Genomic DNA, 23,021 nt, shown 5'->3' on the forward strand with positions numbered 1-23,021 from the left:
CTGCATGGTTTCAGTTGAGTCCGGCTCTGGCGGCAAGCTGCTGGATCTGCATCGGCTGCACCAGTTCCTGGCCGTCGCGGAGTTGTCCAGCTTCACCTCGGCGGCGGCGCGGTTGCACATCACCCAGCAAGCGTTGAGCAGTTCCGTGCGCCAGTTGGAGAAGCAACTGCGGGTCGAGCTCTTCGACCGAAGCAACCGGCAGCTGGTACTCACCGAGGCGGGGCGCGTGCTCCGCGACGGCGCGCGGGCGCTGCTGGCCGCGTCGGACGCGCTGTATCGCCGCACGTACGAGGCGGGGATCGGCGCGCAGCCCACCTTCGTCGTCGGGCACACCCCGGCGATCACCGCCGACGAGGTCTTCGATCTGCTCGCGCCCGTGCGCGCGGGCGCGCCGGACGTGTCGGTCACCGTGCGTCAGATGTACCCGGACGAACTCGCCCGCGCCTTGCACGACGGGACGATCGATGTCGCGCTGCGGCGCGGAGTCGAGAGTCCGCCCGATCTGGCGGCCGCGGTGATCGCGTATCACCAGGTGCGCGTCGCGGTCGCCGGGACGCACCGTTTGGCCGAGCGTGCCGCGGTCACGGTGCGTGACCTGCAGGAGGAGCAGATCGTCATCTGGGCGCCGCCGGGCGCGTCCTACTACACCGACTTCATCCTCAGCACCTGCCGCAGAGCCGGTTTCGAGCCGCGGTTCGCTGTCAACCACATCCAGGGCACGCCGCCGGTGACGGCGGTGGTCGGCACCGAGCACGTCGCCGTCGTCACCGCGCCCGCCGGGCCCGCCCTCGGCGGGCGAGTACGGGTGATCGAGCTGAAGGACGGTCCGGTGGCGGCGACGCAGGCACTGTGGTTGCCGCACACCACGTCCGACGTGCGTGACCTGCTGCTCGGTACGCGCGCGGACGACGAATGACCGGCCGCCGTGATCGGCGGCCGGTCATGTACGCGTCGGTTCAGGCGCGGATGGTCATCCGGGAAACCTTGTCACCGGCGGTGGTGAACACGAACGTGCTCGGTCCGTTGAATCCGTTGCCGCCGACCTGAGTGACCACGGTTGTCTCCGCGCCGTCACTGGTGCTGCCGGTGACCTCGAGGGTCACCTGCTTGCCGAGGAACTCGTTGTCGCTCCACTGCCGGATCGCCGCGGGGCCACGGAATTCCCGTCCCCAATCGTCGACGACGCCGTCGGCGGTGAAGCCGGCCAGAAACGCGTCGATGTTTCCGGCATTGGTCGCGTCGAGCAGTTGCTCGACGGGCTGCGGGAGTTTATCCGGCACAGGTGTTCCCCTTCCCTCGGTCTCGCCTCAGCGGGTGGTGTATCCGCCGTTGGCGAGAATGGTCTGCCCGGTGATCCACCAGCCGTCGCCGACCAGGAATTCCACCAGCGGGGCGATATCCTCGATCTTGGTCAGGCTATTACCGAGCGCCTGCGACTTGTGGAACTCCACGCGCTCCGGCGTTTCCTGGCCGTAGAAGAACGGGGTGTCCATCGGGCCGGGCGCGACCGTGTTCACCGAGATCAGGCGGGGCGCGAACTCCTTCGCGGCCGCCCGGGTGAAGTGTTCGACCGGTGCCTTACCGCCCGCGTAGGTGGAGTAACCGTCGGTGAACGCGGCCAGCAGCGAGGTGACCACGGTGACCACGCGACCGTTGTCGTTGAGATTCTTGCCCGCCTCCTTGAGGAAGAAGTAGGCGGACTTGGCGTTGATCGCGAACATCGAGTCGTACTCTTCCTCGGTTGTCTCGACGATCGGTTTGCGCAAGACCTTTCCGACGGTGTTCACCGCGATATCCACGCCGCCGAATGCGTCGACGGCGACAGCGAACAGCCGTGTCACATTGTCCGGCACCGTCAGATCCGCCTGGAATTTCACGGCCTTGGCGCCGGCCGCCTCGATCGCGGCGACGGTCTTGTCGGCTTCCGGTTCGGTGCTGTCGCTGTTGTAGTGCACGACCACGTTCACGCCGCGCTCGCCCAGCGTGCGGCTGATCAGCCCGCCCAGATTCTTCGCACCCGCCGCGACCACAGCGGACTTGCCCTGCAAACTCTGTACCACGTTTCGAGCTCCGATCTGCTTGTACCCATCAGTCGACCTGATCAACGCTATGGCGAATAGCGCGGCGACGAAAACAGACATTATTGGTGGGTCCACAAACGGCATTTGTGGTGGCGTGGCAGAATTCGCGTGGGGTGTTCTTTTGTTGCGGCAGCGGATAATTCGGATCGCTACCTCAGCGCATCCACGGGGCGGTAATCGGCGGCTGTCCCGGAAGGAGACCGTGCCCGCCGACCGGCAGCACCACGATGGCTTCGAACGGTTCGTCGTGCGGGTTGGTCATGGCGAACTGCTGGTGCGCGGGCACGACAAGGGCGTCTCCCGTTGCGACGGTGTGGGTTTCGCCGTCGATGGTGACGTTCATCGCGCCGGACACCGCGACGAAGATCTCCTCCCGGTCGAGGGCGTGCGGCGGCGCGTCGACGCCGGGCTTCAGGATCAGCCGCCAAGCGCAGTTCTCGGTCGCGCCACGGCTTGGCGCGGCCAAGCCGATGAAGCTCGCGTGGTCGTTCTCGAAGCGGGGCGCTTGCGCGGCGGTGATGATGGGCATGTCTCTCCTGTGAAATCTGGTGGCGTAGTGGGCTATTGGGCCCACGGCGGGCTGATCGGCGCGCCGCCGGGCGCCTGGGCGTACGCGCCGACCGGCAGGATCGCCACGGCGTCGAACGGCTCGTCGCCGGGCACGGCGATACGGAAAACGGTGTGTGCGGGCACGATCAGCGCGTCGCCCGCGCAGAGGTCGTGGGTCGCGCCGTCGATCGTGACCTGGGCGCGCCCGGACAGGGCGACGAAGATCTCCTCGCGGGACACGGCATGGGCGTGCCCGGGATTGCCCGGGTGCAGCGTGAATCGCCAGACGCTGTTCTCGGTGGACCCCCGGCTCGGTGCGGCGAGGCCGACGGCGGTCATGAGCGGGGCCTCGAAGGTGGGGGCGTCGTCAGATTTGATGAGTGGCAAGGTGTATCTCCGGATCTTCAACTAAGGTGTTCAACTAGAGTTGAACATATCGGAGAGGGAGCGTCAAGGATGGATTTCGGGATCATGCTCGGACAGGCCTATCAAGGGTTCGTGCGGCAGCTACACGAGCATCTCGCCGCACGCGGTTTCCACCCGACCGGGGCTTCCTACGGCTACGTGCTCCGCGCCCTCGCGGAAAGCCCGCGCACCGCAAGCCAGTTGGGCGCGCAGCTGGGCATCACGGCACAGGGCGGTGCGAAGGTGGTCGACGAGATGGTCCGGCACGGCTATGTCGAGCGTCGGCCGGACCCGGCCGACAAGCGCGCCAAGATCGTGCACCTGTCCGGCCGCGGGCGCGACATGCTGCGTACGGCAAGGGAGTTCCACGCCGACTACGAGCGGCGACTGGCGGCCCGGGTCGGCGCGGAGCGCGTCGCCACCGTGCGCGCCGTGCTCACCGAAATCATCGCCGAGGGTGCGGATCCGCAGGGGGACCGGACTTTTCGTCCCCTCTGAGGCCACTCGGACAGGCTCTCATACGCTCCCGGCGCCAAGTCGGAGGACTCGTCCCGGGGCCGTGCGCCGATCGGTCGAAAACTCGTCGGCCTTTCGACCGGTCGTCCGTCGTGTCCCGGCGGATTTCGTCGGTAACGTCACGGGTGAACCGCGGAAACGGCGATCGGCCCGGGAGGACGTCATGGCGCAGACCGTTGTCGGTGTCGTAGCCAAATCGGCGGGTGCCCCCGTCGAGCTGGCCGAGATCGTGGTGCCGGATCCAGGGCCCGGTGAGGTCGTGGTGCGCGTACAGGCGTGCGGGGTGTGCCACACGGACGCGAACCATCGCGACGGGATCGTCGGTGCAGACTTCCCGTATCTCCTCGGGCACGAGGCCGCAGGCACCGTGGAGTCCGTCGGTCCCGGCGTGACCGATCTCGCGCCCGGAGACTTCGTGATCCTCAACTGGCGCGCCGTCTGCGGCGGCTGCCGCGCGTGTCGAAAAGGCAAGCTGTGGAACTGTTCCACGCCGCTGACCGCGGGCACACCGAGCACGCTCGCCGACGGCACCCCGCTCACCTCGGTGCTCGGCCTCGGCGCGCTCGCCGAGAAGGCGCTCGTGCACGCCAGGCAGTGCACCAGGGTCGAACCGGACATCGCGCCCGCGGCGGCCGCGGTGATCGGTTGCGGCATCGCGACCGGGGTGGGCGCCGCGCTGTGGACCGGGGCGGTCGAGCGCGGCGACACCGTCGCGATCATCGGCTGTGCGGGGATCGGCAGCGCCGCCGTCGCCGGGGCCGGCATCGCGGGGGCGGAGAAGATCATCGCGGTCGACTCGGATCAGCGCAGGCTGGACTGGGCCCGGCAGTTCGGTGCCACGCACTTCGTCGACACGCGAACCACGGAACCGGTGGCTCGTATCCGGGAGCTCACCGACGGCTACGGCGCCGACGTGGTGATCGATGCGGTCGGCCGCCTCGAGACCTGGAAGCAGGCCTTCTACAGCCGCGCCGTGGCGGGCACGGTCGTCCAGCTCGGCGTTCCCACGCCCGATGTGGTGCTGGACATCCCGCTGTTCGATCTGCGGGTCGGCGGCGGATCGCTCAAATCGTCCTGGTACGGCGATTGCCTTCCGTCCCGGGACTTTCCGTTCCTGGTCGGCCTGTACCGGCAGGGCAGGCTCGATCTGGACGCCTACGTGACCGAGACCGTCACCCTCGATCGAGTGGAGGAGGCGTTTCGAAAGTTACGTGACGAGCAGGTACTGCGCTCGGTCGTGCTGCTGTGAGCGCGACCGCCTCACGCGGCGTCGCTGCCGAGCGTGTGCGCGAGATGCAGCGCCAGCTCGACGGCCAGGCGTCGTTCGCCGACCGGGTGGCCGAGCACGTGTTCGGCCTGTTCCAGGCGATAGCGAATCGTGTTGTGGTGCAACCCGAGCCGCGCGGCGGTCGCGCGGTAGTTGCTGTTGGCGGCGTAGAACGCGCGCAGGGTGTCGCGCAGTCGTCCGGTCGCGGGATCGTCGGCGCCGAGCCCGCCGAGCTGGGTACTGATGAACTCGCGGCATCTCTCCGGATCGCTCGAACACAGTGCGGCCACATCGATGTCGGCGTACGCGGTGACCGTGCCCGGTGGGCGGTGCGCGAGTTCGGCGACGCGCATCGCCTCGACGGCCTGGCGATGACTGCGCCGGAAGCCGTCCAATCCGGTTGCCGGGCAACCCATCGCGACCAGAATCGAATCGTCCGGCGCCGCGACGCGCACCGGGTCGTCGGGCGGGCTGGGTAGCCAGCACCACGCGGTGCGCAGATCGACCCGCACCGCGAGCCCATGGCCAGGGGGCACGAGCTTACGCAGCGCCGCGTCGATCGCACCGCCTGCCGTCAGCCCCTCGGTGTGATCGCGCACGACAAGTGCGACATGTCGCCCGGATAGCCGATAGCCCAACCGATTTCCGGCGGCCGCGGCATCCACCGCGGCATCGGAGAGTAAGCGGCGCACATCCTCTACCCGCGCCAGCGCCCGTTCCCGGGCGAGCCGTTCATCCGCACCGCGGTATTCCTCGACGAGCCGCTCGGTGACGAGCTCCGCGCGGTCGAGTGCCTCGGTGATACCGGATTTGATCACATCGACGGCCACTGCCGCGGGCACCCCGTGCACCGCGACGGCATCGGTCCAGCGCCCGACCATGAAATGCGTGCAGATCCGGAAGCCGCGCAGCACCGCGTGCAGCGGAACGCGGCGGTGCGCGAGTGCCCTGGTCAACTGCACGACCTCGGCGGAGGGGGCCGACAATTCCAGGGCGACACCGCGCGCCAAATGGTCCACCTGTGTGCCGATATTCGCGCGCAGGAGCGCCAGCAGGAGCTCTTCGACATCAGGTCCGCGCAATTCCGGCACCTGGTCGGCCATCAATTCCACCATTTCGACGGTGAGCTCAGGCAGCTCACCGGACAACGCCGCCGTAATTCGGCGGACCGAGGCCGTTACGTCATCAGAACCTGATGCGCTCATGCGCCGAGCGTGCCCGACAAGGTGCCAACTGGTCAAGGGTGACGCCGATCGCTGCCCGGATATCCAGGCTGTTACGTTGTGCTCTACGCCAAATGGTCAAAAGTCGGAAGTGAATTCGACCGATCGGTGCGTCTGGCCGTCAGCGGAAGTATGGATAGTCCTGCACCCAGTGGAAGCCGCGGCTGCGCAAGGTGAAGGCGTCGTGGTCGACGCGGTCGAGAGTGATCACCACGGGCCGATCGTGGAGTTGCCCGCGCAGCACCAGGTGGTCCCGGTCCGATCGGTCGGCGGCCAGGGTCGCGAATGGTGTTTGCTGCCCGGCCTTTTCGTCGATGGTGGTGAGGTCGAACCGCGCGTCGGGGCCGAACTCGGCGCGGGCGGGGACCAGTTCGCCGTTCATTCGTTGGTAGGTCGCGGCTTCGGGAGCGTCGAAGACGATGCGCTGCCAACGGTTCGGATCGGTGGTCAGCGGGGGTATCGGGTGGCCGTCGACGCTGAACTCCCGCACCTCCCAGATGCCGTACAGCTCGGACTTCGGCCGGTCGGCGTCGTTCTGCCGCTGCCAGACCGTCCAACCGTCGAAGCCGCTTCCGACCACGATCCAGATGCCGAGGGCCACCTGCAGCCACACCGCGACGCGGTTTCTCCGGTCGTCGGCGAACAGCGCGGGTTGGGTCAGCGGCGCGCACGCGCGCTGCCGCACGAACACGTCGATCAGCCGCCGCAGGTACGGCGCCAGCAGGAATACCGAGAACAGCAGCAGATGACCGGCCAGCAGCTTCTCGGGAATGTCGAAGGTCAGGTTCAGCAGCAGGACCTGGGCCATGCTCGCCAGGCTCAATGCCGCGCCGAGCACCGCGGTCCTCGGTACGAACAACAGCAGCCCGGCCACGACCTCCACTGCGCCGAGTGTCATTTCGTACGGATGCGAACTACCGACCTGCAACCACAGCACCGAGGCCGGGCTCAGCTCACCATAGGGCCGCAGCAGTTGCGCCAAGGCGGGACCGGGCATCTGGTAGAGAAACACTTTGGCGAAGCCGAAGCTCACCATCTGCCCGGCCAGCAGCACGCGAACGAACAGCGTGAACCAGGCGAGCAGCCGCGGCGAGGAACCGGCGCGCTCGAAGAAGGTCCAGATCGAGGTGGCGACCATCGCGACGACGAACAGGCAGAACACCAGCACCCAGACAGCCATCTGGTCGCCGGCGCCGGAGTCCCGACGCAGCACCGCGTCCACGCCGAAGACCGTGCTGCCCACCCAGCCGGTGACCGGGTCGGTCAGCGGCAGCCACGGGCCGGTGTAGTGCCGGGTCCAGCGGTTGAGCAGGCCGAGCACCGGGAACCACATCGGCGTGACGAGCAGGCAATACAAGCCGAAGTAGACAACGCAGAAGCGGAACATCATTCGGGACAACGGCTTCCAGTCGCTATCGGTGCCGGTCGCCGGTGCGTCCGTAGTGATCACCGCTGCATCCTCGGGTCCTCGGTGGGGTCGGCGTAGCGGGCCGGGCAGCCGTATTGGACGGCCTCGGGCCGAAGTTCGAAGTGCCAGGGTTCGTTGTCGTAGATCTGGCACAGTCCGTAGGCGGTGCCGTGCTGGGACAGCCACGCCGCGCTCGCGACCGGCCCGATGTCCACCGCGTCCCCCGAGACATGCGCGGAGGTCTCGGGAGTGGCCACCCAGCGCGCGGCCTCGTCGGCCGAGCCGTACTTCGCGACCGCCTCCCGCAGCAATTGCCGCTGCTCCGGTGCGGAACGCCAGCCACTGTTGACCACGAACTCGATACCGTCCGCCGCGGCGTCCACGGCGGCCCGGCGCAGGGCAGCGCGCAGTTCGGGGTCGAGATTGGCCACCGACGGCGTGTCGTCGTCGAAGACGGTCGTGCCGAACGTCGGCGCCGGACGGAGCGGACGGAATTGCTCACCGAGAGACTTGGCGGCAGACGAGGTCATGGAGGTGAGCGAGTGGTAGGAGGCGATGCCGGCGATCGGCGCGCCGACGATTAGCAGGGCGAGCAGAATCCGCGCGCGAACGCGTCGGGCTGGTTTCATGGATTTCATGGGTTTCAGTGAAGGCAACGCGGTGTTGCCGACGCGTATGCGGTTTTCGATATGCCCGCGATATGCCTTGATCGGAAGAATCGAGACGCTATGCGTGTATTGATCGTCGAGGACGAGCCCTATTTGGCCGAAGCCATCCGTGATGGCCTGCGCCTGGAAGCCATTGCCGCCGATATCGCCGGTGACGGCGATACGGCGCTGGAATTGTTGAGTATCAACACCTACGACATCGCGGTCCTGGACCGGGATATCCCCGGCCCGTCCGGCGACGAGATCGCCCAGCGCATCGTCGCCTCGGGCAGCGGCATGCCGATCATGATGCTCACCGCCGCCGATCGGCTCGATGACAAGGCGAGCGGATTCGGGCTCGGCGCCGACGACTACCTCACCAAACCGTTCGCGCTGCAAGAACTCGTGCTCCGGCTGCGCGCCCTCGACCGCCGCCGCGCGCACAGCAGGCCGCCCGTGCGGGAGATCGCGGGCCTGCGGTTGGACCCGTTCCGCAGGGAGGTCTACCGCGACGACCGCTATGTCGCGCTGACCCGCAAGCAGTTCGCGGTGCTCGAGGTACTCGTCGCGGCCGAGGGCGGGGTCGTCAGCGCCGAGGAACTGCTGGAACGCGCGTGGGACGAGAACGCCGACCCGTTCACCAACGCCGTCCGCATCACCGTCTCGGCGCTGCGCAAACGGCTCGGCGAGCCCTGGATCATCGCGACGGTGCCCGGTGTCGGGTATCGGATCGACGCCGGCGCGAACGGGGGAGACCGTGAATAGGGCGCCCGGCTTGAGCGTGCGCCTCAGGTTCACCCTCAGCTACGCCGGGTTCCTCATGCTCACCGGCGTTTTGCTGCTCGCGGCCCTGTTGGTCTTCTACCTGTACTTCATGCCGGACGGCTGGATCAACACCCCGGACAGTTTCTGGATCGACCGCCGGTTGCTACTGCGGGCCTTCGCGCCGTTCGCGCTCGGCGTGCTGCTGTTCCTGTTGCTGTTCGGTCTCGCGGGCGGCTGGCTGCTCGCCGGCCATATGCTCGCCCCCCTGACCCGCATCACCGACGCCGCCCGGCTGGCCGCCGATGCGTCGCTGTCGCACCGCATCCGGCTGCCAGGGCGGCGAGACGAGTTCCGGGAACTCGCGGACGCCTTCGACATCATGCTCGCCAGGCTCGAAGCGCACGTCGCCGAGCAGCAGCGTTTCGCCGCCAACGCCTCGCACGAACTGCGCACCCCGCTCGCCATCACGCAGACACTGCTCGACGTGGCGCGCACCGATCACACCCGCGACATCGACGAACTGGTCGAGCGCCTGCACGCCGTCAACACGCGCGCCATCGATCTCACCGAGGCGTTGCTCCTGCTCAGCCGCGCCGACCAGGGGTCGTTCACCCGCGAAGAGGTCGACCTGTCGCTCCTCGCCGAGGAGGCCTCGGAAACGCTGCTGGCCCTTGCGGAAAAGCACGACGTCACCCTGGACACCTCCGGTGCGGTGGCGCGAACCGTCGGCTCCCACGCTCTGCTGCTGCAACTGGTGACCAATCTCGTGCACAACGCGATCGTGCACAACCTGCCCGCCGACGGTACCGCGTGGATCGTCACCCACGCGATGCCCGACGCGGTGCTGCTCGTCGTCGAGAACACGGGCGAAAAACTCAGTCCGCGCCTGGTTTCCACGCTGACCGAACCGTTTCAACGTGGCACCCAGCGCGTTCGCAGCGCGCACCACGCCGGCGTCGGTCTGGGCCTCGCGATCGCCAACAGCATCACCCAGGCCCACCACGGAACACTCACCCTCGCACCACGTCTCGACGGTGGGCTGTCGGTGATGGTGCGGCTGCCCACCACCGAGCAGTTCGCGCGGCCGCGGCTGCCTACCAGCGCACCGCGCCCGACGCCTTCAACCGGCGCAGCCCCCGGCTGAGCACGGGACGGTCCCAGAGGCTCGGCGGGGTGCGTTCTGGGTCCATCAGCTCGTTCTCGGCCAGCGGACTGTCTTCGTGCGCAACGGTTTCCGGCTCGAAGCGCACCAGAGTGCGGCCGGGTCCGCGCAGGGCCTCGACGGTGCGCAGCAGCGACGAGGTCTCGGCGAGGGTCGCGTCGAACTTCGCGGAGTCGGCGTCGAGATGTTCGCAGACCAGCTGGCGCCGGATCTCCAGGATGGTCTGCCGCAGTACGGCGCCGTCCGCGGTGTCGGGGGTGACCTCGACCGCGAGATCGCATTCGGTGTCGAAGCCCATGGATCGGTTGTTGAGGTTCGACGAGCCGACCCGCAACAGCCGATCGTCCATCACGAGCACCTTGGCGTGCACGTAGATCGGTGCACCGGCCGCGGTGACGGGGTAGTAGACGCCCAACCGCCCCTCGGAGTCGGCCTCCCACAACAGATGCAGCAGGCGCCGCCGGGCGCCGTCCATCGTTTGTTGTTCGAGCCAGCCGTCGGCGTGCCGCGGCAGCACCAGCACGATCTCTGGGCCGTCCGGCTCGCGCAGCCGCGCGGCGATCGCCTCGGCCAGCGTGCGGGAGGCCAGATACTGGCTCTCGATGTACAGCGACCGGGTGGCGCTCGCGATCGCCGCCAGGTATAGGGTCTCGATCTCGCGTACCTCCGCGCGGTCGGCGAGCTCAGGGAGCGTCCGCGCGATGCCCACGTCCACCGCGCGCATGGTCGGCGCCAGTCCGTCGGGCCACGGCTGCGCCCCGGCGATTTCCTCGACCGGTGCCAGCCGCTCACCGGTCGCCGCCTGCCAGCGGGATCGGGCCAGTTCCCCGATCGCCTTCGCCGCCTCGCCGTCCACGGCGGTGGTCGCGTCGTGCCACGGGCCGTACCGGTGGCCGTTCGGCTCGGTGCGATAGTGGTTGTCGTCGAGGTGGTCGCTGGTGTCCCAGCGGTCGACGGTCATGTCGATGCCGCCGCAGAACGCGAGCGCGTCGTCGATCACCACGATCTTCTGGTGATGGGCCGAACCGATCGGGTGCGCGCCGTCCATCTCCAAATGCAACCGTCGGTCGGTCAGCCAGTTGACGACGAAGATCGGCGTCATGCCGCGCCCGATCGCGGCGAACGCGCCGACATTCCACTTCAGCAGGTAGATGTCGAGGTCAGGGCGCTGCTTCGGCAGCCAGGACAGGAACTTGCCCAGCCGGTTCGGCCCGTCGAGGGTCTGCTCGCGCGGCTCGAGCTTGATCCGGGTATCGAAGTCCCACCCGATCAGCACAATGCGCTTGCGCGCCTGCAACATCGCGGACTTGGCATGCCGAAAATACTCGGCCGCGTCGACGATGCACGCCAGCCGCTCGGCCCGCGCGATCCGCCAACAGGTCTCGCCGGGCGTCAGGATGCGTCGCACGTCGTCCATCTCTCGCCCTTCCTTCCCTCCGTGCCCAGGAGTAGACGTTTCACAGTACTGCGCGCCCCCGCCACCCCGGCCCCTCCGCTGCCACCCTGACAAGACAGCGGCCCCTCGCGCCAGCGTCCAGAACCACGGCGAAGCTCGTGCCGGGGTCTGTTCAGTGCTGGATGTCGATGTCTGGATCTGTGGGCTCGCATGCCTTATGCGGGTGGGATCAGGTGGATCAGGAACTCCTGGTCACGGGCACCTGAACAGCGGCCCTGGACGATCTCGGCGCCGTCGGCGGTGTCTTGACCACGCAGCGCCAGACAGTGATTCGTGGCGGTGGTGCGGATGCGGAAGCGGGCCGCGCTCGCGGGGCCCGTCGGCTCGATCCGGAACTGCTGGGCGGGATTGTCGTCGGAGCAGTCGTCTCGGGGTTCGAGCAGGTTGTCGCCCGGTCCGCCGGTCAGGACGGTGAGGCAGCCGATGCCGTATCTCGAGTGGTGCCATTGGATCTGGACCGTCCCCTCGTCGATCGGGTCGAGGTAGACCCGCGGCGAGGACGACGAACAGACGCGCTGAGCAGCGATGGCGGTGGGGTAGCGCTGGGTGCGGTCGCGCCCTTCGGCAAGGCACAGTTCAGGCGTGCGAGCCGGTTGGATGCGTACCCAGCTGCCCACGTCGGCGAGGGCCAGCCCCGGTAGCGGTTGGCTCACCGTGGGGACCGTGTCGTCGTGCGTGTGCAACACCCAGTACTGCACGGCCAGTGTCCCCGCGATGCCGATCACCGCGGCCACGGTGAGGCCGATCAGGTACATCCATACCGAAACATGTTTTCGCCGTTCCGCTTTCGTTGGCTCGGCGGGCGGATCCGGCTCGTCGGCTGGCACGCTCTCGGTGACAACGCGGATCGGCGACTGCACGCGCATCGCGAGATACCGCCGGACATCGAGCCACTTCTTGATCTGGTCGCCGTCGAGTCCGCACGCCCGGGTGAACGCGATGACGAACCTTTCCCTCGGCAGGGTGTCGCGCCCGAGTGTGGTCGCGATCGTGCTGGACGGCAGCACATCCCCGGACGCCGCGGCCTTGCCTTCCAATTGCCGGTAGGCCAACCCGGACCAAGCCTTCAACAGCCGCAATGCGGCGATGAATTCTTTGGGAGAGCCGGCCCCGCCCGGCTCAGGTAGGTCAGTCGACGATAGGGCGGGCCCACCCTCCTCCGCTCGCTCCATAGCTTCCAGCATGGCAGAAGTTTCGGAACGGTCTCCCCCAGATGAGCACCCCTTAGGGGGTCGATCAGGTTGTAGCGCAAGCGATTGCGCCGAACTCCCACGTGGCCACTGCGCCGTGTGTCGCAAATGCGCTGCACGGCTTGTTTTTCCGCGCGGTGCCGGGTCGGCGGTACGCGCGGGCGCCGGCCGACGAGCTCGTCGTGCCCGTGTTGTGTGGGGAATGCACAGTGCGGGTTGAACACTCGTTCGTGACCGGTTTCGTACACGGCGTGCGGTGTCGCGCCGGTCGGTCGCGTCGCCGCTGGCAGCCGCACCGGCCGTGCGGCCGGCGGGTGTTCGAGCCTGTTCGCGAACAGCCCACGATCGTTCCGAACGCGGCCTGAACAGCGAAAACTCTTGGCGGACTGCACAGTCGAGGCAAGACTGGGACGACCAGTTTGCGACGGTTAACCGAAAGGGATCGTCGCGGGTTCGTCCGGGATTTACCCGCACGGGGGATTCGCAATCATCGTCGGCAGCCTGCTGCCCTGGGGGATTCGACAAAAAGGAGGGTTCTGCGTGAATGCCCGAGCAAGTATTCATCACGAATGGCAGGTCGTTGTCGTCGGGGCGGGAAATGCTGGCCTGTGTGCGGGAATCGCGGCGCTGCAGGCAGGCGCGGACTCGGTCGTGGTCCTCGAAACCGCGCCGAAGGACCTGCGCGGCGGCAACAGCGCGTTGACCAAGAGCGTGCGGTTCCCTTGGCACGACCGGTCTTACATCGCCGCGCTGCTCGACGAGGCCGACGAGCGCCGGGTCGAGGCACTGCTCGCCGGGCGGCGCGAGTACACCGAGGACGACTACCTCGACGACTGGCTGCGTGTTTCGGGCAGCCAGGTGGATGCCGCACTCATCGAGTCGATCATTCATCGGGCCAACAGCGCGCTCTCCTGGATGCACGGGCTCGGTCAGCGCTGGGTGCCGCGCCAGAACCCGCTGCCCGGCGATGTTCCGGTGGTATTCGACGGCGGCGGTCAGGGCCTGCAGGACCGCAATTTCGACCAGTACGAGCGGCTCGGCGGCGTCGTCTACTACGAGAACCAGGTAACCGGTATAGAACCCGCCACGGCCGGGAAGTACCGGCTGCTCGGTTCCGGCTCGGCGTTCCCGCTCGTCTGCGACGCGCTGATCCTCGCGTCCGGCGGCTTCGAGGGCAACGCGCAGTTGCGCGGACATCACCTGGGCAGTCACTGGCGCGATGTGAAGTTGCGTGGCGTGCCGTTCAACGACGGACTCCCCATGGCCGCCGCTATCGCATTGGGCGCGGACACCGCGGGCAACTGGCGTAAGTGCCACACCACGCCGCAGGGCATCGGATTGCCCAGTTACCTGTTGCCCGGCCAGATGTCGCGATCGCATGAGCTGACCCGCTATGCCTTCCCGCGCGGCATCGTCGTCAACCGGGGCGGTCGGCGCTTCTTCGACGAATGCGCCGAGTACAGCAATCTGGCCTATGTCACGCTCGGGCAGAAGATCATGGAACAGCCAGGCAAGATCGCCTTCCAGATCTTCGACAGCAAGGTGATCAACGCGGGTGGGCTGCCCGACAGCTATTTCAGTGACCCGGCGTCGCTCATCACCCCCTCGCTCGAGGACGGCGCTCGGCAGCTTTCCATCGATGCGGGCGCACTGCGCGACGAGGTCGATCGGCTCAACGGTGACGAGCACGCGGTCACGCATATCGACACGCCGCCTTACCTTTTCGTCCCGGTGGTCGCCGGCTTGACCTTCACCTACGGCGGACTCTCGGTGACCGAGGAGGCCGAGGTGCGCGGCGGCGGGGAACCGATCGACGGACTCTATGCCGCGGGGGTGATCGTCGGCGGGCTCTACGACCAGGGATATCCGGCGGGCACCGGGCTGATGGCGGGCGCGGTACTCGGCCGCGCGGCGGGCACCAATGCGGCCGAGTACGCCCGGCGTGCCGAGGCGGTCTGACATGCGCATCGCGGTAATCGGTTTGGGCATGATCGGCGCGCGGCACGCCGAGTACTTCGGACAGGCAGGGCACGAGGTGGTCACCGTCGATCGGCGCGGTGGCGCGGATTTCGATCACTTGGCAGCGGTACCGGACCCGTCGGAGGTGGCGGCGTGGGTGGTCGCGACCCCGACGGCCACCCATCTTCCGGTGGTCACCGAGATCCTGCGTGGCAGGCCGGACGCGCGCATCCTGCTCGAGAAGCCGGCCTGTTATCCCGCCGAACTGCCCGACCTCGCCAGGCTGGGCCGGCAATACCCGCAGGCACGCATCATCGTCAACGACGTCTACGCCTACAGCGCGGCGGTCCGCCAGTTCGCCGAGTCGGTCCGGGAATTCGGCCGAGCGGACGAGCCGAAGAAGATCACCATCGAGTTCACCAAGAACCGCGAGCACGACATCGCGAACGGCAGATTCGTCGACACGCGATACGGCGAGGCGGGCTACGAGTTCTTCCACATGCTGAGCATTCTGCGCTCGATTCTCCCGCCCGAGCGGTATCGGCGGTATCTGCGCACCGAGCCCGTCTCGATCACACCCGAGATGCGGGTGCGCACGAGGGCGACGGACCTGCCCGAGATCGAGCTCTACGCCTCGTCCAAGGGCGATATCGGGCACGCCGACCTGGCCGGCTTCGCTTTCCCCGGTGACCTGGCGCGCGACTGCCTGCGGCACTCGCTGGTGCCCTACGGCGCCGAATTCCGTTATCGCTTCGCCGATGTGGAACTCGCCTCCGGCAGGCATGTGACGTTGGTATTCGAGCCGCACTTCGGCGTCGCGCACGACTACAAGAACCTGCACGCCGTCTATATCCGTGATGCCGTCATGCGGCAGCAATTCACGCTCTGCGGAAACCATTTCAAGGAGGGGCTGCTCATCCAACTGGATCTGTTGTGCGGCACCGTGACACCCGTGCCCCCGATGCGACTTCCGGAGCATCGGTTCATGGCGGCTCTCGGTAGTCGATTCATCAATATCTGAGCACAAATCACAAGATCGAAAGAGGCACACCGAAATGCAAACCATCGAGGAAGTTTCGAAGCTCCTGCGCGTGGCGCCCGACATGCTTGCCGAAGTCACCGACGCGGCCGGGGCCCGCACCCGGGTCGCCACCTGGATCAAGTCCGAAGACACTGCCTACCAATTGTTCTCGCAACTCTGCCGGTTCGAGCACCCCTTCGCCGTGAGCTGGGTCCACAAGTCCGGTGAGCGGTCGCCGTACCTGTCGCTGGAACTGGCCGCGGAATCGCTGGACGACGACCGGCACCGGGCACTGCTGGCCGGTGTGGTGCTGTCCACCTCGACCGCGATTCCCTACGACTATCGAGCGCTGGCCGCCGAGGAGCTGCGGCGGCTCGGACCGGGGGAGTACGCCGCGGCGCTCGAAGAGGTGGTGGCCGCGTATCAGCCGCTGCCCGCGCGCACCCTAGAGGCGAAGATCAACGTGCCCACCGACGGCATCGATCACCTGTTCGACATTCCGGAGACCGCGCGGGAACGCATCGATCTACTGATCACCGCCAGCACCGCGAAGACGCTGGAGAGCAGGTATCTGCTCGCGGGACGAGTCCTCGGCAAGACCTCGGTCGCGCCCGCGAGCACCGACGCCGAACGGCTGATCGTCGAGGATGCCGGGACGAGCATGGTCGAGGCGGCGGACTATCTGGTGCCGTGGGATCAGGAGTTCCCCGGGCCGGGCGGCGCCGGGATCACGCTCGCGGAACTGATGCGCATCGTGCTGCTGTGCCCGGAATTCAAGCTGCCGGACGCGAAGGTGCGGCCGATCCTGGTCGACTTCTACCGGTCCGTGCTGCGGACCGGCGGGCGCTCGATCATCGGGCTCTCGGCCGGTGTCTTCCATGTCGAGCACGGCACGCTCGCCACGCCGTCCTACTACTACCAGGGCCGCGACGCCATCCTCGGCAAGGGTTTGGTGATCGACTGCGTCGGCGGCGCGATCCTGCAGAGCGGGTCCTTCCTCGGCGGTGGGTTCATGCCCATCCTGATCCACACGCACAAACACATTCGTAAGAGCGGCGGTTCCGGCGCCTCGGAACGAAAGACGATCCAGCCGTGCATATTCGCGGCCGAGGCGGGCGCGCGCTTCCCGATGGACGCGGTCGGTTTGTTCGAGACTGTCGACTATCTGGGGAAAGACGCTCCATACCAAGGCATTCGGGCGATCCCGCTCTGAAATCGCCCGTTCGCATGAGCAAGGAGATGAATGCTGTGTTCAATTCTGATATCGCTGTCATCGGCGCCGGCTACGTCGGACTGACGACGGCGGTGTGCTTGGCCTCGCTGGGACATCGCGTGGTGTGCGCGGACGTCGATCCGGCGAAGATCGAAACCTTGTCCGGCGGTGCCTCCACCATCGCGGAACCGGGGATGTGTGAACTGGTCGTGGACGGATTGGCCGCCGGGCGACTGAGCTTCGTGCTCGGCGCGAGCGCGGCGGTCACCGGCGCCGAGTTCGTCATCCTGTGCGTGCCGACCCCGATGGGCGCCGACGGTGCCGCGGACCTGAGCACGTTGGAGTCCGTCATCGCGGAGGTGCGCCACCAGCTGGCGCCGGGCTGTGTCGTGGTGAACAAGTCGACGGTGCCCGTCGGGAGCACGGTGCGGATCAACGGGCTGATCGACCGGGACGACGTCTCGGTCGTCTCCAACCCCGAGTTCCTGCGCGAAGGATCGGCGGTCAGCGACTTCCTGAATCCCGACCGGATCGTGGTCGGCTCGAGCGATCCCGAAGCGGCGCACAAGGTCGCGGCGCTGTACGACCGGCTCGCTGCCCCGGTGCTGGTGACCGGTGCGGCGAGTGCGGAGCTGATCAAATACGCGGCGAACTGCTACCTGGCCACGCGGCTGTCCTACGTGAACGCCATCGCGGAGTTGTGCGAATCCTTCGGTGCGGATATCGGCGACGTCACCGCGGGCATGGGCTACGACCAGCGCATCGGTAACCAGTTCCTCCGTCCGGGCCCGGGGTGGGGCGGATCGTGTCTGCCCAAGGACACCCACGCCCTGCTGCGTTCGGCGGAGGCGGTCGGTTGCGAGTTCCCGCTGCTGCGGGCGGCCATCGACACCAACGCCCGCCAGCGCGAGCTCGTCGTGGACAAGGTGCGTTCGGCGGTCGGCGGCAGCCTGGCCGGGGCGCGAATCGGCATGTTCGGCTTGACCTTCAAAGCCGGCACCGACGACCTGCGGGACTCCCCGGCGTTGGCGATCGCGGAGCGGCTGGCCGCCGAGGGTGCGGACGTGCGCGCCTACGATCCGAGCGTGCGCGACGCGGTGCCCGGCGTCACCGGTCGGGTGCGGGTCATGGAGACCGCCTACCACGCGGCGCATGGCGCGGCGGCGGTCATGCTGCTCACCGAGTGGCCCGAGTTCCGCGACCTCGACTGGAAGCGAGTCGCCTGCCTGCTCGACGGCCGTTCCGTCATCGACACGCGAAACCACTTGGACCCCATCGTCCTTCACCTGGCGGGTCTGTCGTGTGAACGCGTCGGCCGAGCCAGTCGGAAGCTGACCGATCTGGGTCTTGCCGGCTGATCCGGACGGCCCGGAACCCAGGTTCCGGGCCAACCGGATTTCCGGGTTCTCCCGGAGGTGCACGGTGCGGCCGCAACCTGGCGCTCGCAGCGGTTCTCCTGGCGGGCTGCGCGGCAACGGCGCTGTCACAGAGCGTCTTTCAACGACCGGGGCCGCCGTTGCCAGCCGCGGATTGGACCTATCCCAGCGGGCATGGCGTCATCGCGGTCACCATCGCCTTCGCCACCATCGTGCTCTGCGCGCAGCTGGCTCCCACCGCGCACAGTGCTCACGGTTGTCGCCCTGATCGCGCCCATTCCCACGTTGGCGAGCCGAATTGTCCTCGGCCAGCACTATTTGATCGACATAGCCGCGGCGGTCCTGCTCACCACCGGCGTGGGCCTGGTGACCATGCTCGCCCTGTGCCTGGACGCGAATCCGCGCCCGCTCGGGCCCGTTCTCTAGCGTGAGCCACCGGGATCAATTTTCGCGCAACGGGTTTGGGCAGATCCGGAACGCCGCCGCGCTATAGTGCCTGGCCAAGCCGCGCGGGTTCGCGGTGTGGTCAGTGGGAGGCGAAGTCCACCACCGCGATCCACTGGGTGCCGCCGGGGTAGAGGAGTCCGATGCCGGCGTGGGTATAGGCGCAGTTCTCGATATGTGGCCGGTGGCCGTCGCTCTGCATCCACCAGTCGACGGTGGCTTGCGGGGTGTTTCCCGGTGGTCCGCCGGCCCAGTAGATGATCTCGCCCCAGCGGACCAACGGGGCGTAGCGCGCCGCGGTGATCCGTGCCCCGCCGTCGGTGTTGTCGGTGCCCGTGTGGATGTCGGCCAGCGGTGGATCCGTTCCAGGCGGCCCGAAGTGTTCCGGATGGTCCCGGATATCGACGGCGTGCCGTTCGGCCGCGACCCGTAACTGATCGTCCCCCGACACCGGGTCGCAGTGCACGGCCGCCCGCCTCTGATTGATCAGATCGAGCAGATTCGAGCCCGGCACACTGGACGTGCCCGGACATGCGGTGAGCGCGACACTCGAGACTGCGGCCAGCCCGAGCGCGGTAATGATTCGATACTTCATCCCGTCATGGTTCGCCGGGAAATAGCAGCCCACCCGAGTAGTCGACTACTCGTTTCCCCAGGTCAACCCCTCGGCCCCGGCTGGGCGGCACGCTAGGCGCTGTCGGATCGGCGGGTGTGCTCGAGGGGGAGGAGTTTGCCGGTGCGGAGGGTGAGGTGATGGTCGGCGCGGGCGGCTTCGTCGGGGTCGTGGGTCGCTTGGACGACGGTCACGCCGGTGGCGCTGATGTCGCGCAGGATCTGTGAGATCGCTTGCTGGGTACGGGAATCCAGGCCGGCGGCGGGCTCGTCGAGGAGGAGCACCTCCGCTTCTTGGGCGAGGGCGCGGGCGAGCAGAACGCGCTGCCGTTGACCGCCGGACAGGTCGTCGAGCCGGCGGGTGGCCAGATCGGCGAGGTCGAGGCGGACGAGGCAGTCGTCGACGATGCCGCGATCGGCCCGGGTCAGCCGTCGCCATGGGCCGCGATGCGCCCACCGTCCCATGCGCACCGTCTCGCGCACGGTGATCGGCAGCGTCGGCGGCACGCTCGTGTGTTGCACCACGTACGCGGGACGGTGCTGCGAGGTGTGCCAGAGCGTCCCCGCGGTCGGCGCGAGCACCCCGGCGAGGACGGCGAGCAGCGTCGACTTTCCGGAACCGTTCGGCCCGACCAGGGCGGTGACCTTGCCCGCGGGAATGTCGGCGCTCACGTCGTGCAGGACGGCGCGGCCGGGATAGCCGGCGAACAACCCGCGCAGCCGGATCGCGATGGGGTCGGGAGTAGGGGACATCACACCTCACTTGTAATGACAATCATTTTCATTCTACTGTATGCCCATGGAATGGCTGTTCGCCCCGTTCGAGGTGGCATTTGTGCAACGGGCGCTCTGGGGCGGCCTGCTGGTCTCGGCGATCTGCGCCTTGGCTGGGACGTGGGTGGTGGTGCGCGGCATGGCCTTTCTGGGCGACGCGATGGCGCACGGCATGCTGCCCGGCGTCGCGGCGGCATCGCTGCTCGGCGGCAACCTGCTGATCGGGGCCACGATCAGTTGTGCCGCAATGGCTTTGGGTGTATCGGCCTTGGGCCGCAATCGGCGGCTCTCGGCCGATACCGGCATCGGGTTGCTGTTCGTCGGCATGCTGGCGGCGGGTGTCGTCATGGTGTCGCGTTCCCAGTCGTTCGCAGCGGATCTGACCGGTTTCCTGTTCGGTGACGTATTCGCCGTGCGAACAACGGATCTGGTGTTTCTCGTGTTCGCGGTGGCGATCGCGGGAATGGTCGCCGTGCTCGGCCATCGTGCGTTCGTGGCCTCCACCTTCGACCCGCGCACCGCGCACACCCTCGGACTGCGCCCGCGGCTCGCGCACGTGACGCTGGTCGGCCTTGTGACGCTGGCCATCGTGGCGTCGTTCCACATCGTCGGGACATTGCTGGTTTTCGGGCTGCTCATCGCGCCACCGGCGGCCGCGACGTACTGGGCCGACCGGATTCCGACCGTGATGGCGCTCGCGGCACTGCTCGGCGGGCTGGCCACGGTGCTGGGGCTGCTGATCTCCTGGCATGCCGGTACGGCGGGCGGTGCGACCATCGCCGCGGTGGCGGTGGGTCTGTTCTTCCTGTCCGCGCTGGCTGCGGTGCTACGTGATCGGCTGCGCGGCAAGGGGGTTCGCGCGGCCGCAGCCACGGCGAGCGCGCTGGCCGTGTTACCGCTGGCCGGGTGCGGGACACCCACCGAGGCGCCGGGCACCGTCGAGACGCCGCACGGCTATGTGGCGGGTGCGCAGGAGACGGCCGAGCCGCAGTCGCGGTTGGTCCTCGCCGATCGCGGCACCGGGGCGATCCAGGTCTTGGATCTGACCACCGAGCAGGTGGCGGATTCGGGCACGGCCGATAGCGTGCGCGAGATCGCGGGCGACGGCCGCTACGGCTATGTGAGCGCGGCGAATTCGACGCGCATCGTGGACAGTGGCGGCTGGATGGTCGATCACGGTGACCACGTGCACTACTACCGCGCCCCGATCCGCGATCTCGGCACCGTCGAGGGGCAGGTGCGCGCCGCGTACAGCGATCCCGTGGTGGCCGCGCTGCAACTCGACGGGGGTGCGACGATGGTGTTGGATCGCGCCGCGCTCGATCAAGGATCGATCGTCGAGCGAGTCAGGATCGCCGACGGCGCCGCCGTTCCGTACGCTGAGCACCTGCTGGTCGCGACCGGTGCTGGGGTGCGGGTGCGCACCCGCGACAACGCGGCGGTCACCGATATCACCGAACCGTGCCCCGACCCGCGCGGGCAGGCGGTGACGCGACGCGGCGTCGTATTCGGTTGCGCCGACGGCGCTCTCGTCGTGACCCGGCAGAACGAGACCTTCGTCGGCGAGAAGATCCGCTACCCGCGGGAGTCCGCCGAAAGGGCGACTGTCTTCACACATCGTCGCGGCAGCGCGACGCTCACCGCCCCGGCGGGACAGCAGGGATTGTGGCTGCTCGACGTGCGCAAGCGGCGCTGGACGCTGGCGCCGGTCGGCCCGGTCGTCGCGGTGAACACGGCGGGCGAGGGCGCGTCGATCCTCACGCTGACCCGGGACGGCACGCTGCACGGTATCGATGCCGAAACCGGCGGGGAGACAGCTCGAGTCGCGTTGCTCGAACCCCTCGCGGCGGACGCCCCGGTCCCGGTGATCCTGGTCGACACCAACCGGGCCTACGTCAACGACGCGCCGCGGCGGCAGGTCTACGAGATCGCCTACAACGACAACCTGCGCTTGGCCCGCACCTTCGGTGTCGGCCTTGCCCCGACCGACATGGTGGCGACCGGCGAATGAAAACCGTGATACGCCTGATCATTTCGCTCACCCTGTCGCTACCGCTGCTCGCCGGGTGCGGAGGCGACGGCGAACGCGCCGGCATCGTGGTCACCACCAATATCCTGGGCGACCTCACCCGCGCCGTCGTCGGTTCCGCCGCCGAGGTCACCGTGCTGATGCCGCCCAACGCCGACCCACATTCGTTCGGGGTCTCCGCCCAGCAAGCCGCGAAGCTGGATCGTGCCGCGCTGGTCGTGCACAACGGGCTCGGCCTGGAGGAAGGTGTCGCGCGGCATGTGGCGGCGGCGCAGAGCGCGGGCGTCCCGGCGCTGGCCGTCGGCGAGCACGTCGACCCGATCAGCTACACCTCCGATGCCGCGGTGGGCCGCCCCGACCCCCACTTCTGGACCGACCCCAAGCGGGTGCGCGTGGCGGTCGAGGCGATTGCCGCGGCCGTCGTCGAGCATGTCGGCGGGGTGGACGCGGCGGCGATCCGGGCCAACACCGATCGGTACCTCGCCGAGCTCGACCGGCTCGACCAGTGGGTCGGCGAGCAGTTCGCAGGCATCCCCGCCGAGCGTCGCAAGCTGGTGACCAACCATCATGTCTTCGGCTATCTCGCACAGCGTTTCGGCTTCCAGGTGGTCGGCGCGGTGATCCCCTCCGGCACCACCCTCGCCTCGCCGAGCGCCTCCGACCTCAGCGCACTGGCCGACGCCATCAGCGCGGCGGGCGTCGGCGCGATCTTCGCCGACTCCTCCCAGCCGGACAAGCTGGCCCGCGTGCTCGCCGCGCACGCCGGTCTGCACGTGCAGGTCATCGCGCTGTACACCGAGTCGCTGACCGAACCCGGCGGCGGCGCGGGCACCTTCCTGGAGATGACCCGCGCCAACACCTCGGCGATCGTCCGCGGCCTCGCCGCGCCGCCTGCCTGACCTCCCCACGAGAACACGGAGTAAT

At 68.1% G+C, this 23,021-nt stretch carries 23 protein-coding genes; 12 read left to right on the top strand and 11 right to left on the bottom strand.

Features of this window, described 5'->3' with window-relative positions:
* Nucleotides 1-4 precede the first annotated feature (4 nt).
* Nucleotides 5-916 (top strand): LysR substrate-binding domain-containing protein, encoded by a 912-nt coding sequence (locus F5X71_RS14445; protein WP_167462420.1) that lies wholly within the window; start codon nt 5-7, stop codon nt 914-916.
* 40 nt (nt 917-956) lie between these two features.
* Here the strand turns inward: F5X71_RS14445 and F5X71_RS14450 are convergent, their stop codons facing one another.
* The 4 genes from F5X71_RS14450 to F5X71_RS14465 all read right to left on the bottom strand — a co-directional run bounded on the left by F5X71_RS14450 (nt 957) and on the right by F5X71_RS14465 (nt 3,017).
* Nucleotides 957-1,280 carry a nuclear transport factor 2 family protein gene (locus F5X71_RS14450; RefSeq protein WP_167462421.1) on the bottom strand — a complete coding sequence of 108 codons (324 nt, stop codon included), beginning with the start codon at nt 1,278-1,280 and terminating at the stop codon, nt 957-959.
* 27 nt (nt 1,281-1,307) lie between these two features.
* A complete protein-coding gene (locus F5X71_RS14455) occupies nt 1,308-2,060 on the bottom strand; it encodes an SDR family oxidoreductase (protein WP_167462422.1) in 753 nt (250 codons plus the stop codon).
* Between the two features lie 175 nt (nt 2,061-2,235).
* Nucleotides 2,236-2,610 (bottom strand): cupin domain-containing protein, encoded by a 375-nt coding sequence (locus F5X71_RS14460; RefSeq protein ID WP_167462423.1) that lies wholly within the window; start codon nt 2,608-2,610, stop codon nt 2,236-2,238.
* A gap of 32 nt (nt 2,611-2,642) precedes the next feature.
* Nucleotides 2,643-3,017 (bottom strand): cupin domain-containing protein, encoded by a 375-nt coding sequence (locus F5X71_RS14465; RefSeq protein WP_167462424.1) that lies wholly within the window; start codon nt 3,015-3,017, stop codon nt 2,643-2,645.
* A gap of 69 nt (nt 3,018-3,086) precedes the next feature.
* Here F5X71_RS14465 and F5X71_RS14470 point away from each other — a divergent pair, with 69 nt between their 5' ends.
* Together F5X71_RS14470 and F5X71_RS14475 are read left to right on the top strand one after the other, a co-directional pair.
* Complete coding sequence (locus F5X71_RS14470; protein ID WP_167462425.1) at nt 3,087-3,533, top strand: MarR family winged helix-turn-helix transcriptional regulator; 447 nt, start codon at nt 3,087-3,089, stop codon at nt 3,531-3,533.
* Between the two features lie 181 nt (nt 3,534-3,714).
* On the top strand, nt 3,715-4,800 hold the full coding sequence (locus F5X71_RS14475) for an S-(hydroxymethyl)mycothiol dehydrogenase (RefSeq protein WP_167462426.1): 1,086 nt from the start codon (nt 3,715-3,717) through the stop codon (nt 4,798-4,800).
* A gap of 11 nt (nt 4,801-4,811) precedes the next feature.
* Here F5X71_RS14475 and F5X71_RS14480 read toward each other — a convergent pair whose 3' ends face one another.
* The 3 genes from F5X71_RS14480 to F5X71_RS14490 all read right to left on the bottom strand — a co-directional run bounded on the left by F5X71_RS14480 (nt 4,812) and on the right by F5X71_RS14490 (nt 8,078).
* Nucleotides 4,812-6,023: a PucR family transcriptional regulator gene (locus tag F5X71_RS14480; protein WP_167462427.1), complete on the bottom strand. Its 1,212-nt coding sequence runs from the start codon at nt 6,021-6,023 to the stop codon at nt 4,812-4,814.
* A 139-nt stretch (nt 6,024-6,162) separates the two neighbouring features.
* Nucleotides 6,163-7,431, bottom strand: coding sequence for a DoxX family protein (locus tag F5X71_RS14485; protein WP_167466466.1), 1,269 nt, complete (start codon nt 7,429-7,431; stop codon nt 6,163-6,165).
* Between the two features lie 56 nt (nt 7,432-7,487).
* A complete protein-coding gene (locus F5X71_RS14490) occupies nt 7,488-8,078 on the bottom strand; it encodes a M15 family metallopeptidase (protein ID WP_238815888.1) in 591 nt (196 codons plus the stop codon).
* A gap of 99 nt (nt 8,079-8,177) precedes the next feature.
* On the opposite strand from F5X71_RS14490, the gene F5X71_RS14495 reads away from it, so the two are divergent.
* Nucleotides 8,178-8,861, top strand: a complete 684-nt coding sequence (locus F5X71_RS14495; RefSeq protein WP_167462429.1) for a response regulator transcription factor — start codon at nt 8,178-8,180, stop codon at nt 8,859-8,861.
* A gap of 16 nt (nt 8,862-8,877) precedes the next feature.
* Nucleotides 8,878-10,005: a sensor histidine kinase gene (locus F5X71_RS14500; RefSeq protein ID WP_275106801.1), complete on the top strand. Its 1,128-nt coding sequence runs from the start codon at nt 8,878-8,880 to the stop codon at nt 10,003-10,005.
* Here the strand turns inward: F5X71_RS14500 and F5X71_RS14505 are convergent.
* Nucleotides 9,956-11,440 (bottom strand): phospholipase D-like domain-containing protein, encoded by a 1,485-nt coding sequence (locus F5X71_RS14505; protein ID WP_167462431.1) that lies wholly within the window; start codon nt 11,438-11,440, stop codon nt 9,956-9,958. The genes F5X71_RS14500 and F5X71_RS14505 overlap by 50 nt on opposite strands.
* A 194-nt stretch (nt 11,441-11,634) precedes the next feature.
* Nucleotides 11,635-12,663: an XRE family transcriptional regulator gene (locus F5X71_RS14510; RefSeq protein ID WP_167462432.1), complete on the bottom strand. Its 1,029-nt coding sequence runs from the start codon at nt 12,661-12,663 to the stop codon at nt 11,635-11,637.
* A 546-nt stretch (nt 12,664-13,209) separates the two neighbouring features.
* Between F5X71_RS14510 and F5X71_RS14515 the strand changes: the two genes are divergently transcribed.
* The 5 genes from F5X71_RS14515 (at nt 13,210) to F5X71_RS14535 (ending at nt 18,664) form a co-directional block, all read left to right on the top strand.
* A complete protein-coding gene (locus tag F5X71_RS14515) occupies nt 13,210-14,628 on the top strand; it encodes an FAD-dependent oxidoreductase (RefSeq protein WP_238815889.1) in 1,419 nt (472 codons plus the stop codon).
* 1 nt (nt 14,629) lies between these two features.
* Nucleotides 14,630-15,649: a Gfo/Idh/MocA family oxidoreductase gene (locus tag F5X71_RS14520; protein ID WP_167462433.1), complete on the top strand. Its 1,020-nt coding sequence runs from the start codon at nt 14,630-14,632 to the stop codon at nt 15,647-15,649.
* A 70-nt stretch (nt 15,650-15,719) separates the two neighbouring features.
* Complete coding sequence (locus F5X71_RS14525; RefSeq protein WP_238815890.1) at nt 15,720-16,862, top strand: hypothetical protein; 1,143 nt, start codon at nt 15,720-15,722, stop codon at nt 16,860-16,862.
* Nucleotides 16,863-16,888: 26 nt separating this feature from the next.
* Complete coding sequence (locus F5X71_RS14530) at nt 16,889-18,220, top strand: UDP-glucose dehydrogenase family protein (RefSeq protein ID WP_167462435.1); 1,332 nt, start codon at nt 16,889-16,891, stop codon at nt 18,218-18,220.
* Between the two features lie 264 nt (nt 18,221-18,484).
* Nucleotides 18,485-18,664 carry a hypothetical protein gene (locus tag F5X71_RS14535; RefSeq protein WP_167462436.1) on the top strand — a complete coding sequence of 60 codons (180 nt, stop codon included), beginning with the start codon at nt 18,485-18,487 and terminating at the stop codon, nt 18,662-18,664.
* Nucleotides 18,665-18,764: 100 nt separating this feature from the next.
* Here the strand turns inward: F5X71_RS14535 and F5X71_RS14540 are convergent, their stop codons facing one another.
* Nucleotides 18,765-19,277 (bottom strand): CAP domain-containing protein, encoded by a 513-nt coding sequence (locus F5X71_RS14540; protein ID WP_167462437.1) that lies wholly within the window; start codon nt 19,275-19,277, stop codon nt 18,765-18,767.
* 92 nt (nt 19,278-19,369) lie between these two features.
* On the bottom strand, nt 19,370-20,047 hold the full coding sequence (gene aztA / locus F5X71_RS14545) for a zinc ABC transporter ATP-binding protein AztA (RefSeq protein ID WP_174817070.1): 678 nt from the start codon (nt 20,045-20,047) through the stop codon (nt 19,370-19,372).
* Nucleotides 20,048-20,093: 46 nt separating this feature from the next.
* Here aztA and aztB point away from each other — a divergent pair, with 46 nt between their 5' ends.
* Nucleotides 20,094-22,079 carry a zinc ABC transporter permease AztB gene (gene aztB, locus F5X71_RS14550; RefSeq protein WP_167462439.1) on the top strand — a complete coding sequence of 662 codons (1,986 nt, stop codon included), beginning with the start codon at nt 20,094-20,096 and terminating at the stop codon, nt 22,077-22,079.
* Nucleotides 22,076-22,996 (top strand): zinc ABC transporter substrate-binding protein AztC, encoded by a 921-nt coding sequence (gene aztC, locus F5X71_RS14555; RefSeq protein WP_167462440.1) that lies wholly within the window; start codon nt 22,076-22,078, stop codon nt 22,994-22,996. Before aztB ends, aztC begins: the two co-directional genes overlap by 4 nt.
* Nucleotides 22,997-23,021 lie beyond the last annotated feature (25 nt).

This window comes from Nocardia brasiliensis, assembly GCF_011801125.1.
GTDB lineage: Bacteria > Actinomycetota > Actinomycetes > Mycobacteriales > Mycobacteriaceae > Nocardia > Nocardia brasiliensis_C.

Excerpts from the sequence above, each read along its gene's own strand:
- F5X71_RS14475 (WP_167462426.1), top strand. The coding sequence starts at position 3,715 with ATGGCGCAGACCGTTGTCGGTGTCGTAGCCAAATCGGCGGGTGCCCCC.
- F5X71_RS14530 (WP_167462435.1), top strand. The coding sequence starts at position 16,889 with ATGAATGCTGTGTTCAATTCTGATATCGCTGTCATCGGCGCCGGCTAC.
- F5X71_RS14520 (WP_167462433.1), top strand. The coding sequence starts at position 14,630 with ATGCGCATCGCGGTAATCGGTTTGGGCATGATCGGCGCGCGGCACGCC.
- aztC (WP_167462440.1), top strand. The coding sequence starts at position 22,076 with ATGAAAACCGTGATACGCCTGATCATTTCGCTCACCCTGTCGCTACCG.
- F5X71_RS14485 (WP_167466466.1), bottom strand. The coding sequence starts at position 7,431 with ATGATGTTCCGCTTCTGCGTTGTCTACTTCGGCTTGTATTGCCTGCTC.
- F5X71_RS14490 (WP_238815888.1), bottom strand. The coding sequence starts at position 8,078 with ATGAAACCAGCCCGACGCGTTCGCGCGCGGATTCTGCTCGCCCTGCTA.
- aztA (WP_174817070.1), bottom strand. The coding sequence starts at position 20,047 with ATGTCCCCTACTCCCGACCCCATCGCGATCCGGCTGCGCGGGTTGTTC.
- F5X71_RS14460 (WP_167462423.1), bottom strand. The coding sequence starts at position 2,610 with ATGCCCATCATCACCGCCGCGCAAGCGCCCCGCTTCGAGAACGACCAC.
- F5X71_RS14495 (WP_167462429.1), top strand. The coding sequence starts at position 8,178 with ATGCGTGTATTGATCGTCGAGGACGAGCCCTATTTGGCCGAAGCCATC.
- F5X71_RS14470 (WP_167462425.1), top strand. The coding sequence starts at position 3,087 with ATGGATTTCGGGATCATGCTCGGACAGGCCTATCAAGGGTTCGTGCGG.
- F5X71_RS14505 (WP_167462431.1), bottom strand. The coding sequence starts at position 11,440 with ATGGACGACGTGCGACGCATCCTGACGCCCGGCGAGACCTGTTGGCGG.
- F5X71_RS14510 (WP_167462432.1), bottom strand. The coding sequence starts at position 12,663 with ATGCTGGAAGCTATGGAGCGAGCGGAGGAGGGTGGGCCCGCCCTATCG.
- aztB (WP_167462439.1), top strand. The coding sequence starts at position 20,094 with ATGGAATGGCTGTTCGCCCCGTTCGAGGTGGCATTTGTGCAACGGGCG.
- F5X71_RS14540 (WP_167462437.1), bottom strand. The coding sequence starts at position 19,277 with ATGAAGTATCGAATCATTACCGCGCTCGGGCTGGCCGCAGTCTCGAGT.
- F5X71_RS14480 (WP_167462427.1), bottom strand. The coding sequence starts at position 6,023 with ATGAGCGCATCAGGTTCTGATGACGTAACGGCCTCGGTCCGCCGAATT.
- F5X71_RS14445 (WP_167462420.1), top strand. The coding sequence starts at position 5 with ATGGTTTCAGTTGAGTCCGGCTCTGGCGGCAAGCTGCTGGATCTGCAT.